The organism is Streptomyces mexicanus, from assembly GCF_902506575.1.
In the GTDB taxonomy this organism is placed as follows: Bacteria; Actinomycetota; Actinomycetes; order Streptomycetales; family Streptomycetaceae; genus Streptomyces; species Streptomyces mexicanus.
In genome coordinates this window covers 1,156,506-1,169,953 of the sequence record NZ_LR732544.1, presented here as the reverse complement: position 1 = coordinate 1,169,953, position 13,448 = coordinate 1,156,506, and the positions used below count along the sequence as shown (strand labels likewise).

The window sequence follows — 13,448 nt, the reverse complement described above, 5'->3', positions numbered from 1 at the left end:
GACTAGCGATGTTCCGCCGTACGTTCTGGTTCACCACAGGTGTCGCCGCCGGTGTGTGGGCCACCACCAAGGTCAACCGCAAGCTGAGGCAGCTGACCCCCGACAGCGTCGCCGCCACCGCGGCGAACAAGGCGCTGGAGACCGGTCAGTGGCTCAAGGACCGGGCGGTCGGCTTCGCGCTCGACGTCCGCGACAACATGGCCCAGCGGGAGGCCGAACTCGGCGAGGCGCTCGGCATCGACGCCCCCGTCGACCCCGAACTCCCCGCCCCCAGGCGCTCGGCCGCGCTCGGGCAGGGCGCGGCCCCGTCGCGGCGGTACGCCGCCATCGAGAACCACAACAGCCCGAAGTACGTCGACGGCTCGACGTACCCGACGTACTCGTACAACCGGAATGAGGACCACTGATGGAGTCGGCTGAGATCCGCCGTCGCTGGCTGAGCTTCTTCGAGGAGCGCGGGCACACCGTCGTCCCTTCGGCGTCGCTCATCGCGGACGACCCGACTCTGCTCCTCGTCCCGGCCGGCATGGTGCCCTTCAAGCCCTACTTCCTGGGTGAGGTCAAGCCGCCGTTCCCGCGCGCCACCAGCGTGCAGAAGTGCGTGCGCACGCCCGACATCGAAGAGGTCGGCAAGACCACGCGGCACGGCACGTTCTTCCAGATGTGCGGCAACTTCTCCTTCGGCGACTACTTCAAGGAAGGCGCCATCAAGCTCGCCTGGGAGCTGCTCACCACCCCCCAGGACAAGGGCGGTTACGGCCTGGAGCCGGAGAAGCTCTGGATCACCGTCTACCAGGACGACGACGAGGCCGAGCAGATCTGGCGCGACGTCGTGGGCGTGCCCGCCGAGCGCATCCAGCGCCTGGGCATGAAGGACAACTTCTGGTCCATGGGCGTGCCCGGCCCGTGCGGCCCCTGCTCCGAGATCAACTACGACCGCGGCCCGGAGTTCGGCGTCGAGGGCGGCCCCGCCGTCAACGACGAGCGGTACGTGGAGATCTGGAACCTGGTCTTCATGCAGTACGAGCGCGGCGAGGGCACCGGCAAGGACAACTTCGAGATCCTCGGGGACCTGCCGAGCAAGAACATCGACACCGGCCTCGGCTTGGAGCGGCTCGCCATGATTCTGCAGGGCGTGCAGAACATGTACGAGATCGACACCTCCATGGCCGTGATCAAGAAGGCCACCGAGCTGACCGGCGTGGCCTACGGCGACGCCCACGACTCGGACGTGTCCCTGCGCGTGGTCACCGACCACATGCGCACCGCCACGATGCTCATCGGCGACGGCGTCACCCCCGGCAACGAGGGCCGCGGCTACGTGCTGCGCCGCATCATGCGCCGCGCCATCCGCAACATGCGGCTGCTCGGCGCCACCGGCCCGGTCGTCAAGGACCTCATCGACACCGTGATCGGCATGATGGGCCAGCAGTACCCGGAGCTGATCACCGACCGCGAGCGCATCGAGAAGGTCGCCCTCGCCGAGGAGAACGCCTTCCTGAAGACGCTGAAGGCCGGCACCAACATCCTCGACACCGCCGTCACCGAGACCAAGGCCTCCGGTGGCACGGTGCTGTCCGGCGAGAAGGCGTTCCTGCTCCACGACACCTGGGGCTTCCCGATCGACCTCACCCTGGAGATGGCCGCCGAGCAGGGCCTCGCCGTGGACGAGGAGGGCTTCCGCCGCCTGATGAAGGAGCAGCGGGAGCGCGCCAAGGCCGACGCCCAGGCCAAGAAGACCGGCCACGCCGACCTCGGTGCCTACCGCGAGATCGCGGACACCGCCGGCGAGACCGACTTCATCGGCTACACCGACACCGAGGGCGAGTCCACCATCGTCGGTCTGCTGGTCGACGGCGTGTCCTCGCCGGCCGCCACCGAGGGCGACGAGGTCGAGGTCGTCCTGGACCGCACCCCGTTCTACGCCGAGGGCGGCGGCCAGATCGGTGACACCGGCCGCATCAAGGTCGACTCCGGCGCCGTCATCGAGGTCCGCGACTGCCAGAAGCCGGTGCCGGGCGTGTACGTCCACAAGGGCGTCGTCCAGGTCGGCGAGGTGACGGTCGGTGCCAAGGCCCACGCCTCGATCGACGCCCGCCGCCGCAAGGCCATCGCCCGCGCCCACTCGGCCACGCACCTCACCCACCAGGCCCTGCGCGACGCGCTCGGCCCGACGGCCGCCCAGGCCGGTTCGGAGAACCAGCCCGGCCGCTTCCGCTTCGACTTCGGCTCCCCCTCCGCCGTGCCGCAGACGGTGATGACCGACGTCGAGCAGAAGATCAACGAGGTGCTCGCCCGCGACCTCGACGTGCACGCCGAGATCATGGGCATCGACGAGGCCAAGAAGCAGGGCGCCATCGCCGAGTTCGGCGAGAAGTACGGCGAGCGGGTCCGCGTGGTGACCATCGGCGACTTCTCCAAGGAGCTGTGCGGCGGCACCCACGTGCACAACACCGCCCAGCTGGGCCTGGTGAAGCTGCTCGGCGAGTCCTCCATCGGCTCGGGTGTGCGCCGGATCGAGGCCCTGGTCGGAGTGGACGCCTACAACTTCCTCGCCCGCGAGCACACGGTCGTCAACCAGCTCACCGAGCTGCTCAAGGGCCGCCCGGAGGAGCTGCCGGAGAAGGTCTCCTCGATGCTCGGCAAGCTGAAGGACGCCGAGAAGGAGATCGAGAAGTTCCGCGCCGAGAAGGTGCTGCAGGCCGCCGCGGGTCTCGCCGAGTCCGCCAAGGACGTCCGGGGCGTCGCCCTGGTCACCGGCCGGGTTCCGGACGGCACGACCGCCGACGACCTGCGCAAGCTGGTCCTCGACGTGCGCGGCCGCATCCAGGGCGGCCGGGCCGCCGTCGTCGCCCTGTTCACGGTGAACAACGGCAAGCCGCTGACGGTCATCGCCACCAACGAGGCCGCCCGCGAGCGCGGCCTGAAGGCCGGTGACCTGGTCCGTACCGCCGCCAAGACCCTCGGCGGCGGCGGTGGCGGCAAGCCGGACGTCGCCCAGGGCGGCGGCCAGAACCCGGCCGCCGTCGGCGAGGCCGTGGACGCCGTCGAGCGCCTCGTCGCCGAGACCGCGAAGTAAGGAAACGGAAAGCAAGGAAACCGGGAAAGCAAGGAAACGGTCGGACATGCGCAGAGGACGGCGACTCGCGATCGACGTCGGGGATGCCCGGATCGGAGTCGCCTCCTGCGACCCCGACGGGATCGTCGCCACCCCGGTGGAGACGGTGCCCGGCCGGGACGTCCCGGCCGCGCACCGCCGCCTGCGGCAGCTCGTCGATGAGTACGAGCCGATCGAGGTCGTCGTCGGCCTGCCCCGCTCCCTCAAGGGGGGCGAGGGCCCGGCCGCGGTCAAGGTCCGGGGCTTCGCCACGGAGCTGGCCCGGGGCATCGCACCGGTGCCGGTGCGCCTGGTGGACGAGCGGATGACCACGGTGAGCGCGAGCCAGGGGCTGCGTGCCTCGGGGGTGAGGTCCAAGAAGGGACGCTCCGTGATCGACCAGGCCGCCGCCGTGATCATCCTGCAACAGGCCCTCGAATCCGAACGGGTGTCAGGCACAGCACCCGGCGAGGGCGTCGAAGTGGTCATCTGATCGCGATACGGTAACGTTCCGCGCGATGCGCCGGTGTTCGAACAGCCGGCGCACAGCAAGAGGCGGAACGGCAGCTGGACGTAAGGCCGCGTGAACGCCGCCTCGCGGCTCTAGGGGATCGATGACTGAGTATGGCCGGGGTCCTGGCCCCGAACCGTGGCATCCGGAGGACCCGTTGTACGGGGACGTCGGGTGGACAGGACAGCAGGGTCACACCGACCCGCAGTCCCCCTACGGCGGCCACGCGCAGCAGCCGCACCAGCCGCAGTACGGCGACTGGAGCCAGGCCCAGCAGCCCGGCTACGGCGGGCAGCACCAGCACTACGACGTCCAGGGCAACCACCAGCCGTCCCCCTACGACGGACAGGGCGCCCAGCAGCCCGCGCCCTACGACCCGCAGGGCCGGCCGCAGCCCGTCCACCAGGGCGGGCCGGACCACCAGCAGTACCCGGACCAGTCCCAGGAGCAGTACCGGCAGGACGGCTGGGACGGCACCGGCACCCACGCGCACCTGCCGTACCCCGGCGACCCGGCCGACCCCTACGGGCAGCAGCAGGCGATGGCCTACGGCCCCGAGCAGCCCGACCCGTACGGCGGCGCCCCCGAGGCCTACCCGCCGCCGCAGCCGCCGAACCGCCGGCACACCGAACCCGAGACGCACCCGGACCGGGATGCGGAGCCCGGCTCCGACGAGCAGGACCACGCCTTCTTCTCCGGTGCCGGCCACGACGACGAGGACGCTCCCGCCGCCGACGACCCGGCCGGACGCCGAAGCCGCGGCGAGCGCCGGGGCAGGGGCGGCAAGAGCAAGGGCGGCAGGAAGCGCCGCAACGGACTGGCCTGCCTCGTCGTGGCCGTGGTGCTCGGCGGCGGCGCGGCCGGCGTCGCCTACTACGGCTACCACTTCTACCAAAATCGTTTCGGCCCGGCGCCGGACTACGCGGGCGACGGCACCGGCGAGACGGTCACCGTCGAGATCCCCGAGGGCGCCGGCGGCTACGACATCGGCCGCGCCCTGAAGAAGGCGGGCGTCGTCAAGAGCGTCGACGCGTTCGTCGCCGCCCAGTCGCAGAACCCCAAGGGCAAGCAGATCCAGGCCGGCGCCTACCTGCTGAACAAGCAGATGTCCGCCGCCAGCGCCGTCGCGCTCATGCTCGACCCGCGCAGCCAGAGCAACGTCCTGGTCAAACCCGGCGAGCGCAACGCCCAGGTGTACGCGGCGATCGACAAGCGGCTCGACCTGGCCGACGGCACCACCAAGAAGATCGCCGCCAAGGAGTACAAGAACCTCGGGCTGCCCAGCTGGGCGAACTCCAACAGCCAGATCATGGACCCGCTGGAGGGCTTCCTCCACCCGGGCACCTATCCCGCGGCCAAGGGCATGAAGCCCGAAACGATCCTGAAGAGCATGGTCCAGCAGGCCGGCCAGGCCTACAACCGCTACGACCTGGCCGCCAAGGCCAAGGACTTCGGCCTGTCCAGCCCGCTGGAGCTGGTCACGGTCGCCAGCCTCGTCCAGGCCGAGGGCAAGACGCACGACGACTTCCGCATGATGGCCGAGGTGGTCTACAACCGCCTCAAGCCGACGAACACGGAGACCAACCAGAAGCTCCAGTTCGACTCGACCTTCAACTACCTGAAGGGCGAGAGCAACATCCACATCAGCGAAAAAGAGATCAACAGCAACCAGAGCCCGTACAACACCTACACCCACAAGGGCCTGCCGCCCGGACCGATCGGAAACCCCGGCGACGACGCACTGAAGGCGGCGCTGAACCCGACCGACGAGGGCTGGATCTACTTCGTGGCGACCGATGGTATGAACAAGACCGAGTTCGCCAAGACGTACGCCGACTTCCTGAAGCTCAAGGACAAGTTCGATGCCAGCTCGGGCACCTGACGCTCACCGGGCCGCCGTGCTCGGCTCGCCCATCGCCCACTCCCTCTCCCCGGTGCTGCACCGCGCGGCCTACGCGGAACTGGGCCTCGCCACGTGGTCGTACGACCGGTTCGAGGTGGACGAGGCCGGCCTGCCCGGCTTCTTCGAGGAGCTGGGCCCCGAGTGGGCGGGGCTGTCGCTGACCATGCCGCTGAAGCGGGCCGTCATCCCGCTGCTGGACGAGATCAGCGACACCGCGGCCTCGGTCGAGGCGGTCAACACCGTCGTCTTCACCGAGGACGGCCGGCGCACCGGCGACAACACCGACATCCCCGGCATGATCGCCGCGCTGCGCGAACACGGCATCGAGCAGGTCGACTCGGCGGCGATCCTCGGCGCCGGCGCCACCGCCTCCTCCGCGCTGGCCGCCCTGGCCCGCATCTGCACCGGAGAGGTCGTCGCCTACGTCCGCAGCGAGGCCCGCGCCGCCGAGATGCGCCAGTGGGGCGAGCGGCTGCGGGTGGAGGTCCGCACGGCCGACTGGTCCGACGCGGAGCAGGCCCTGCGCGCCCCGCTGGTGATCGCCACCACCCCGGCCGGCACCACCGACGCCCTCGCCGCCGCCGTGCCCGAGCGGCCCGCCACCCTCTTCGACGTCCTCTACGACCCGTGGCCCACCGACCTCGCCGCCCGCTGGTCGCTGGCCGGCGGCGCCGTCGTCAGCGGCCTGGACCTGCTGGTGCACCAGGCCGTTCTGCAGGTGGAACAGATGACGGGCCGCGCCCCGGCCCCGCTGCAGGCCATGCGCCGCGCGGGCGAGAAGGCGCTGGCGGACCGCTGAGTCCCGCCGGGGCCGCAGGGCCCCGCGTCCGCCTGCTGGACCGGCAGCGGATCCGCCGATCCGGACATGGGAGGATCGGAGGTGGCGGGCCAGGGCCGCGCACCCGGTCGCGCCGTCGCAGTTCCAGGCGCGAGGATGAGGAGCACCGTTGAGCAGGTTGCGTTGGCTGACCGCGGGGGAGTCCCACGGACCCGCACTCGTCGCCACGCTGGAGGGTCTTCCCGCCGGCGTGCCCGTCACCACGGACATGGTGGCCGACCATCTGGCCCGGCGGCGGCTGGGCTACGGCCGTGGCGCGCGCATGAAGTTCGAACGGGACGAGGTCACCTTCCTGGGCGGGGTGCGCCACGGGCTGACCCTGGGTTCCCCGGTGGCGGTCATGGTGGGCAACACCGAGTGGCCCAAGTGGGAGAAGGTCATGGCCGCGGATCCGGTGGATCCCGCCGAGCTGGCCGAGCTGGCGCGCAACGCGCCGCTGACCCGGCCGCGGCCCGGTCACGCCGACCTCGCGGGCATGCAGAAGTACGGGTTCGACGAGGCCCGTCCGGTGCTGGAGCGGGCCTCGGCGCGGGAGACGGCGGCCCGGGTGGCGCTGGGCGCGGTGGCCCGCTCGTACCTGAAGGAGACGGCCGGGATCGAGATCGTCTCGCACGTGGTGGAGCTGGCGGGCGCGAAGGCGCCCTACGGGGTGTACCCGGTGCCGGCGGATGTGGAGAAGCTGGACGCGGACCCGGTGCGCTGCCTGGACGCGGAGGCGTCCAAGGCGATGGTCGAGGAGATCGACCGGGCGCACAAGGACGGCGACACCCTCGGTGGTGTGGTGGAGGTGCTGGCCTACGGGGTGCCCGTGGGGCTGGGTTCGCACGTGCACTGGGACCGGCGGCTGGACGCGCGGCTGGCGGGTGCGCTGATGGGCATCCAGGCGATCAAGGGCGTCGAGGTCGGGGACGGCTTCGAGCTGGCGCGGGTGCCCGGTTCGCAGGCGCACGACGAGATCGTGACCACCGAGGACGGGATCCGGCGGGCGACGGGCCGCTCGGGCGGTACCGAGGGCGGTCTGTCGACGGGTGAGCTGCTGCGGGTGCGGGCGGCGATGAAGCCGATCGCGACGGTGCCGCGGGCGCTGAAGACGGTGGACGTCTCCACGGGCGAGCCGGCGCAGGCCCATCACCAGCGCTCGGACGTGTGCGCCGTGCCGGCGGCCGGCATCGTGGCCGAGGCGATGGTGGCGCTGGTGCTGGCGGACGCGGTGGCGGAGAAGTTCGGCGGCGACAGCGTCGCCGAGACCCGCCGCAACGTCCGCTCGTACCTCGACCACCTGCACATCCGATGAGCGGCCCGCTGGTCGTCCTGGTCGGCCCGATGGGCGTGGGCAAGTCCACCGTCGGGCAGCTGCTGGCCGCCCGGCTCGGCACCGCCTACCGGGACACGGACGAGGACATCGTCGCCGCGCAGGGCCGCACGATCGCCGACATCTTCGTCGAGGACGGCGAGCCGGCCTTCCGCGCGCTGGAGAAGGACGCCGTCGCACGGGCGCTGGCCGAGCACGACGGGGTGCTGGCACTGGGCGGCGGCGCGATCCTCGACGCGGACACCCGCCGGCTGCTGGCCGGGCGGTGTGTGGTGTACCTGTCCATGGACGTCGAGGAGGCCGCCCGGCGCACCGGGCTGAACGCCGCCCGCCCGCTGCTCGCGGTCAACCCGCGCAAGCAGTGGCGCGAGCTGATGGAAGCCCGCCGGCACCTGTACGAGGGGGTCGCCACCGCGGTGGTGGCCACCGACGACCGCACCCCCGAGGAAGTCACCGAAGCCGTCCTGGACGCAGTGGAGTTGAAGCAGGCATGAGCGAGGCAGTCACCCGGATCCACGTCGGTGGCACCGCGGGTACCGACCCCTACGACGTCCTGGTGGGACGTCAGCTCCTCGGCGAACTGCCGGGTCTGATCGGCGAGAAGGCCAAGCGGGTCGCCGTGATCCACCCCGAGGCGCTGACGGAGACCGGCGAGGCGCTGCGCGCCGACCTGGCCGAGCAGGGCTACGAGGCGATCGCCATCCAGGTGCCCAACGCCGAGGAGGCCAAGACCGCCGAGGTCGCCGCCTACTGCTGGAAGGCGCTCGGCCAGTCCGGCTTCACCCGCTCCGACGTCATCGTCGGCGTCGGCGGCGGCGCGACCACGGACCTGGCCGGCTTCGTGGCCGCCACCTGGCTGCGCGGAGTGCGCTGGGTCGCCGTCCCCACGACCGTGCTGGCGATGGTGGACGCGGCCGTCGGCGGCAAGACCGGCATCAACACCGCCGAGGGCAAGAACCTGGTGGGCGCCTTCCATCCGCCCGCGGGCGTCCTGTGCGACCTGGCCGCGCTGGACTCCCTGCCGGTCAACGACTACGTCTCCGGCCTCGCGGAGGTCATCAAGGCCGGCTTCATCGCCGACCCGGTGATCCTGGACCTGATCGAGTCCGACCCCGAGGCCGCGCGCACCCCGGCCGGCCCGCACACCGCCGAGCTGATCGAGCGGTCGATCCGGGTGAAGGCCGACGTGGTCTCCGCGGACCTGAAGGAGTCGGGCCTGCGGGAGATCCTCAACTACGGCCACACGCTGGGCCACGCCATCGAGAAGAACGAGCGCTACCAGTGGCGGCACGGCGCGGCGGTCGCGGTCGGCATGCACTTCGCCGCCGAACTCGGCCGTCTGGCGGGCCGTTTGGACGACGCCACGGCGGACCGCCACCGCACGATCCTCGAAGCGGTCGGCCTGCCGCTGCACTACCGCTACGACCAGTGGCCCAAGCTGGTGGAGACCATGAAGGTCGACAAGAAGTCCCGCGGCGACCTGCTGCGCTTCATCGTCCTGGACGGCCTGGCCAAGCCCACCGTCCTGGAGGGCCCGGACCCGGCCGTGCTGCTCGCCGCCTACGGCGAGGTGGGCCAGTAGGACCCGCGAGCCGTCGGCCCTCGACGCGTGCGGCTTCCCGCGCGGGTGCGCGCGATGAGGCCGACGCGCTTGCGCAGGCGGGCACTTCGGACCGCCCCCGGCCGTTTCCCCATCGGACGGCCGGGAACGGTACCGTTCGGTAGGCAGCGGGGTTCGGGCCCGCTGCCCGCGCCCATTGCCTTGTACGAGACGGAGTGGCACCGGATGCAGCACGCAGTGGGTTCTCCGCTGCCGCCGCCCCACCAGCCGGGGCACGGACCAGCCGCCGGCTGGTCACCGGCCGCACACCACCCGGGTCCGCACTTCGCCGGTGCGCCGCACCCGGCCCCGCACCACGGCCCGGGCCCCGTGCCCCGCCGGGTGCCCCGGTCGCCGTGCCCAGCGCGCCGGCCGCCCAGGCCGCGCCCGATCCGGCCACCACCACCCTCGCCGTGCTGCTGATCGGTCCGGCGGGCGCCGGCAAGACCAGCGTCGCCAAGCACTGGGCCGAGCACCGTCCGGTCCCCACGGCGCACATCAGCCTCGACGACGTCCGCGAGTGGGTCCGCTCGGGCTTCGCCGACCCGCAGTCCGGGTGGAACGACCACTCCGAGGCGCAGTACCGCCTCGCCCGCCGCACCTGCGGGTTCGCCGCGCGCAACTTCCTCGCCAACGGCATCTCGTGCATCCTCGACGACGCCGTGTTCCCCGACCGCCCGGTGGTGGGCCTCGGTGGCTGGAAACGGCATGTGGGCCCCGGGCTGCTGCCGGTGGTCCTGCTGCCCGGCCTGGACGTCGTCCTGGAGCGCAACGCCGAGCGCACCGGCAACCGCAGACTGACCGACGAGGAGGTCGCCCGCATCCACGGCCGCATGGCCGGCTGGTACGGCTCCGGCCTGCCCATCATCGACAACTCCCAGCTGGACATCCCGACCACGGCCCGCCTCCTCGACGAGGTCCTGGCCCGCGCGATCGCGAGCCCGCCGAGCTGGTGACCGGGCCCGCGCGGCCGCTCACGCTCCGACCGAGGCGCGCGCGGGGGGACCACCCGCCGCCGCGGGCCGACCCACTCGGCTCTCCCGAACGGCGATATTCGGCCACCGCTCGTACGCTCGGTTCATGTCAGAGGTCTACGCGGCCCGCCGCACCCGGCTCAGGGAGCGCTGCAACGCGGGAGGCAGCGCGGCGGCGCTGGTGACTCGTCCCGCCAACGTGCGGTACCTCGCGGGGGCGGCCCCGCGCGGTGCCGTCCTGCTCCTCGGTAAGCGCGAGGACCTGCTGGTGTGCCAGAGCCCACCGGACGACCGGCCCCACGAAGGCCGTCCCGACGAGGCCCTGCGGGTGCGGGTCCTGCCCCAGCCCGCCGGCGACCCGGCCGTCGCCGCCGCGGGCCTCGCCCACGCCCAGGGCGCCGACTCGCTCGCCGTCGAGGAGCCCCACCTCACCGTGGCCCGCCCCCGCGCCCTCGCCTCGGTGGCGCCCCGGCTCCGCCTGGCCGACCTGGGCACCGCCGTCGAGCAGCTGCGCCTCGTCAAGGACGAGGAGGAGATCTCCTGCCTGAGGATCGGCGCCGAGATCGCCGACCAGGCCCTCGGCGAACTGCTGGAGTCCATCCTGGTGGGCCGCACCGAGCGGCACCTCGCCCTGGAGCTGGAGCGGCGGCTCGTCGACCACGGCGCCGACGGCCCCGCCTTCCCGACCTCGGTCGCCACCGGCCCGAACTCCGGCCGCCGCGGCCACCGGCCCACCGACCGCCGCGTGGAGGAGGGCGACTTCCTCTCCGTCTGCCTGGGCGCCGCCTACCGCGGCTACCGCTGCGAGATCGGCCGTACGTTCGTGATCGGCACGTCCCCCGCGGACTGGGAGATCCAGCTCTACGACCTGGTCTTCGCCGCCCAGCGGGCCGGGCGGGAGGCGCTGATGCCGGGCGCCGCCTACCGGGACGTGGACCGCGCCGCGCGGCAGGTGCTGGACTCCGCGGGATTCTCCGAGGGACTGCAGCCGCTCACCGGGCACGGGGTCGGACTCGAAATCGACGAGGACCCTCAGCTGGCCCCTGCGGCCATGGGTAAACTGGACGCTTGCGTGCCGGTCACCGTAGAACCGGGAGTCCACCTCCCGGGACGGGGCGGTGTCCGGATCGATGACACGCTCGTCGTACGCCCCGAGGCGGACGGCGGACCCGAGCTACTCACCATCACGACCAAGGAGCTGCTCGCGTTGTAGGCGCGTGCCCCGGGGTCGTCCACGTAAGTCCAGGAGATTGAAGCAACCGTGGCTTCCACGAACGACCTCAAGAACGGCATGGTGCTCAAGCTCGAAGGCGGCCAGCTGTGGTCCGTCGTCGAGTTCCAGCACGTCAAGCCCGGCAAGGGCCCGGCCTTCGTGCGCACCAAGCTCAAGAACGTGCTCTCCGGCAAGGTCGTCGACAAGACCTTCAACGCCGGCGTCAAGGTCGAAACGGCCACCGTCGACAAGCGCGACATGCAGTTCTCCTACATGGACGGCGACTACTTCGTGTTCATGGACATGGAGACCTACGACCAGCTGCACATCGACCGCAAGGTCGTCGGTGACGCCGCCAACTTCCTGATCGAGGGCTTCGAGGCGACCGTCGCCCAGCACGAGGGCGAGGTGCTCTTCGTCGAGCTGCCCGCCGCCGTCGAGCTGACCGTCGCCGAGACCGAGCCGGGCGTCCAGGGCGACCGCTCCACCGGCGGCACCAAGCCCGCCACGCTGGAGACCGGCCACCAGATCCAGGTCCCGCTCTTCATCACCACCGGTGAGAAGATCAAGGTCGACACCCGCACCAGCGACTACCTCGGCCGGGTGAACAGCTAACCGTGGCTGCCCGCAACACGGCCCGCAAGCGCGCCTTCCAGATCCTCTTCGAGGGTGACCAGCGCGGCGCCGACGTCCTGACCGTACTGGCGGACTGGATCCGGCTCTCCCGCAGCGACACCCGACAGCCGCCGGTGAGCGAGTACACGATGCAGCTGGTCGAGGGCTACGCCGAGCACGCGAGGCGGATCGACGAGCTGATCGCCCAGTACGCCGTCGGCTGGACCCTGGACCGCATGCCGGTCGTCGACCGCAACATCCTGCGGCTCGGCGCCTACGAGCTGATCTGGGTCGACGAGACCCCGGACGCCGTCGTGCTGGACGAGATGGTGCAGCTGGCCAAGGAGTTCTCCACGGACGAGTCGCCCTCGTTCGTCAACGGCCTGCTCGGCCGGCTGAAGGAGCTCAAGCCCTCCCTGCGCCGGGACACCGGCGCCGAGGCGTGAGACGCCGCAGTAACGGCACCCGCATCCCTCAGGGGCCCGCAGCGACACCGCTGCGGGCCCCTGAGGCGTTGTTCCGGCGCGCCCTCGGGACGCGAGGGCGCGCAAAGGCCGCCGGGGTGGCCGGAACCGTCGCGTTCCGGCCACCCCGGCGGCACGTTTCTGCTGGTGGTTGTGGGACCTGTCGGAACCCCTGGGGGTCCGGGTGCTCAGGCCTCCTCGTGGGACGCCACCGCGCGGCGCGCGTCCGCGTCCAGCACACCCCAGCTGATCAGCTGCTCGGTCAGCACGGAGGGCGACTGGTCGTAGATGACGGCGAGTGTGCGCAGGTCGTCCTGGCGGATCGAGAGGACCTTGCCGTTGTAGTCACCGCGCTGGGACTGGATCGTCGCGGCGTACCGCTGCAGCGGGCCCGCCTTCTCGGCCGGCACCGTGGCCAGCCGCTCCAGGTCCAGGACCAGCTTCGGCGGCGGCTCGGCGGCGCCGCCCGGGGTGGTGCCCGGCAGCAGCTCCTGCACGGGGACCCCGTAGAAATCGGCCAGCTCGGCGAGGCGCTGCACGGTCACGGCCCGGTCGCCACGCTCGTAGGAACCGACCACCACCGCCTTCCAGCGTCCCTGGCTCTTCTCCTCGACACCGTGGAGGGAAAGGCCCTGCTGGGTGCGGATCGCCCGGAGCTTGGCCCCGAGCTGTTTGGCGTATTCGCTGGACATATAGCTCCCCGGCACTGTGTCGACGCGACTGGCTTTGGGTTCCAGGCCGCGCGGCTGGTAACTCACTGTGAGGTTACGCAGCGTTACACTGCCGCGTCAAGCCGGATGGTCCGGACCGCCTCTTCCGTGGTATCGGCACCTGGACGGTCTCTGATACACATCTGACGCTGCCGACGACCCCTTACGGGGTAATTGGGGGGGGGGGGCGGCCACGGGGCGGGCGTGGGGG

General features: G+C 71.7%; 14 protein-coding genes. 13 read left to right on the top strand and 1 reads right to left on the bottom strand.

Annotation, left to right across the window (positions count from 1 at the left end):
• Window positions 1-8 precede the first annotated feature (8 nt).
• The 13 genes from GV126_RS05315 to nusB all read left to right on the top strand — a co-directional run bounded on the left by GV126_RS05315 (window position 9) and on the right by nusB (window position 12,509).
• The gene (locus GV126_RS05315) at window positions 9-407 is read left to right on the top strand and encodes a hypothetical protein (RefSeq protein WP_159663142.1); all 399 of its coding nucleotides are present in this window, start codon (window positions 9-11) and stop codon (window positions 405-407) included.
• Complete coding sequence (gene alaS, locus GV126_RS05310) at window positions 407-3,079, top strand: alanine--tRNA ligase (RefSeq protein ID WP_159663140.1); 2,673 nt, start codon at window positions 407-409, stop codon at window positions 3,077-3,079. Before GV126_RS05315 ends, alaS begins: the two co-directional genes overlap by 1 nt.
• Before the next feature lie 46 nt (window positions 3,080-3,125).
• Window positions 3,126-3,590: a Holliday junction resolvase RuvX gene (gene ruvX, locus GV126_RS05305; protein WP_159663138.1), complete on the top strand. Its 465-nt coding sequence runs from the start codon at window positions 3,126-3,128 to the stop codon at window positions 3,588-3,590.
• Between the two features lie 121 nt (window positions 3,591-3,711).
• A complete protein-coding gene (gene mltG, locus GV126_RS05300) occupies window positions 3,712-5,490 on the top strand; it encodes an endolytic transglycosylase MltG (protein WP_159663136.1) in 1,779 nt (592 codons plus the stop codon).
• Window positions 5,471-6,310 carry a shikimate dehydrogenase gene (locus tag GV126_RS05295; RefSeq protein WP_159663134.1) on the top strand — a complete coding sequence of 280 codons (840 nt, stop codon included), beginning with the start codon at window positions 5,471-5,473 and terminating at the stop codon, window positions 6,308-6,310. The genes mltG and GV126_RS05295 overlap by 20 nt, the downstream gene beginning before the upstream one ends.
• Before the next feature lie 148 nt (window positions 6,311-6,458).
• Window positions 6,459-7,643, top strand: coding sequence for a chorismate synthase (aroC, locus tag GV126_RS05290; RefSeq protein ID WP_159663132.1), 1,185 nt, complete (start codon window positions 6,459-6,461; stop codon window positions 7,641-7,643).
• Window positions 7,640-8,155 carry a shikimate kinase gene (locus tag GV126_RS05285; protein WP_159663130.1) on the top strand — a complete coding sequence of 172 codons (516 nt, stop codon included), beginning with the start codon at window positions 7,640-7,642 and terminating at the stop codon, window positions 8,153-8,155. The genes aroC and GV126_RS05285 overlap by 4 nt, the downstream gene beginning before the upstream one ends.
• Window positions 8,152-9,243, top strand: a complete 1,092-nt coding sequence (gene aroB / locus GV126_RS05280; RefSeq protein ID WP_159663128.1) for a 3-dehydroquinate synthase — start codon at window positions 8,152-8,154, stop codon at window positions 9,241-9,243. Before GV126_RS05285 ends, aroB begins: the two co-directional genes overlap by 4 nt.
• 54 nt (window positions 9,244-9,297) lie before the next feature.
• On the top strand, window positions 9,298-9,684 hold the full coding sequence (locus GV126_RS37435; protein WP_369123896.1) for a Pro-rich N-terminal domain-containing protein: 387 nt from the start codon (window positions 9,298-9,300) through the stop codon (window positions 9,682-9,684).
• Entirely contained in the window at window positions 9,618-10,217 is a 600-nt protein-coding gene (locus tag GV126_RS05275) for an AAA family ATPase (RefSeq protein WP_236569887.1), read from the top strand. The genes GV126_RS37435 and GV126_RS05275 overlap by 67 nt, the downstream gene beginning before the upstream one ends.
• Window positions 10,218-10,341: 124 nt before the next feature.
• Window positions 10,342-11,448 carry an aminopeptidase P family protein gene (locus GV126_RS05270; protein WP_159663124.1) on the top strand — a complete coding sequence of 369 codons (1,107 nt, stop codon included), beginning with the start codon at window positions 10,342-10,344 and terminating at the stop codon, window positions 11,446-11,448.
• Window positions 11,449-11,496: 48 nt separating this feature from the next.
• Window positions 11,497-12,063: an elongation factor P gene (gene efp, locus GV126_RS05265; RefSeq protein WP_028423057.1), complete on the top strand. Its 567-nt coding sequence runs from the start codon at window positions 11,497-11,499 to the stop codon at window positions 12,061-12,063.
• A gap of 2 nt (window positions 12,064-12,065) precedes the next feature.
• Window positions 12,066-12,509, top strand: coding sequence for a transcription antitermination factor NusB (nusB, locus tag GV126_RS05260; RefSeq protein ID WP_159663122.1), 444 nt, complete (start codon window positions 12,066-12,068; stop codon window positions 12,507-12,509).
• A 206-nt stretch (window positions 12,510-12,715) separates the two neighbouring features.
• Here nusB and bldD read toward each other — a convergent pair whose 3' ends face one another.
• Window positions 12,716-13,219: a transcriptional regulator BldD gene (gene bldD, locus GV126_RS05255; protein ID WP_018570201.1), complete on the bottom strand. Its 504-nt coding sequence runs from the start codon at window positions 13,217-13,219 to the stop codon at window positions 12,716-12,718.
• Window positions 13,220-13,448: the final 229 nt, after the last annotated feature.

What these genes read in the sequence shown, in the direction of transcription:
- GV126_RS05315 (WP_159663142.1), top strand. Translation starts at nt 9, where the DNA reads ATGTTCCGCCGTACGTTCTGGTTCACCACAGGTGTCGCCGCCGGTGTG.
- alaS (WP_159663140.1), top strand. Translation starts at nt 407, where the DNA reads ATGGAGTCGGCTGAGATCCGCCGTCGCTGGCTGAGCTTCTTCGAGGAG.
- ruvX (WP_159663138.1), top strand. Translation starts at nt 3,126, where the DNA reads ATGCGCAGAGGACGGCGACTCGCGATCGACGTCGGGGATGCCCGGATC.
- mltG (WP_159663136.1), top strand. Translation starts at nt 3,712, where the DNA reads ATGACTGAGTATGGCCGGGGTCCTGGCCCCGAACCGTGGCATCCGGAG.
- GV126_RS05295 (WP_159663134.1), top strand. Translation starts at nt 5,471, where the DNA reads ATGCCAGCTCGGGCACCTGACGCTCACCGGGCCGCCGTGCTCGGCTCG.
- GV126_RS05285 (WP_159663130.1), top strand. Translation starts at nt 7,640, where the DNA reads ATGAGCGGCCCGCTGGTCGTCCTGGTCGGCCCGATGGGCGTGGGCAAG.
- aroB (WP_159663128.1), top strand. Translation starts at nt 8,152, where the DNA reads ATGAGCGAGGCAGTCACCCGGATCCACGTCGGTGGCACCGCGGGTACC.
- GV126_RS37435 (WP_369123896.1), top strand. Translation starts at nt 9,298, where the DNA reads ATGAGGCCGACGCGCTTGCGCAGGCGGGCACTTCGGACCGCCCCCGGC.
- GV126_RS05270 (WP_159663124.1), top strand. Translation starts at nt 10,342, where the DNA reads ATGTCAGAGGTCTACGCGGCCCGCCGCACCCGGCTCAGGGAGCGCTGC.
- bldD (WP_018570201.1), bottom strand. Translation starts at nt 13,219, where the DNA reads ATGTCCAGCGAATACGCCAAACAGCTCGGGGCCAAGCTCCGGGCGATC.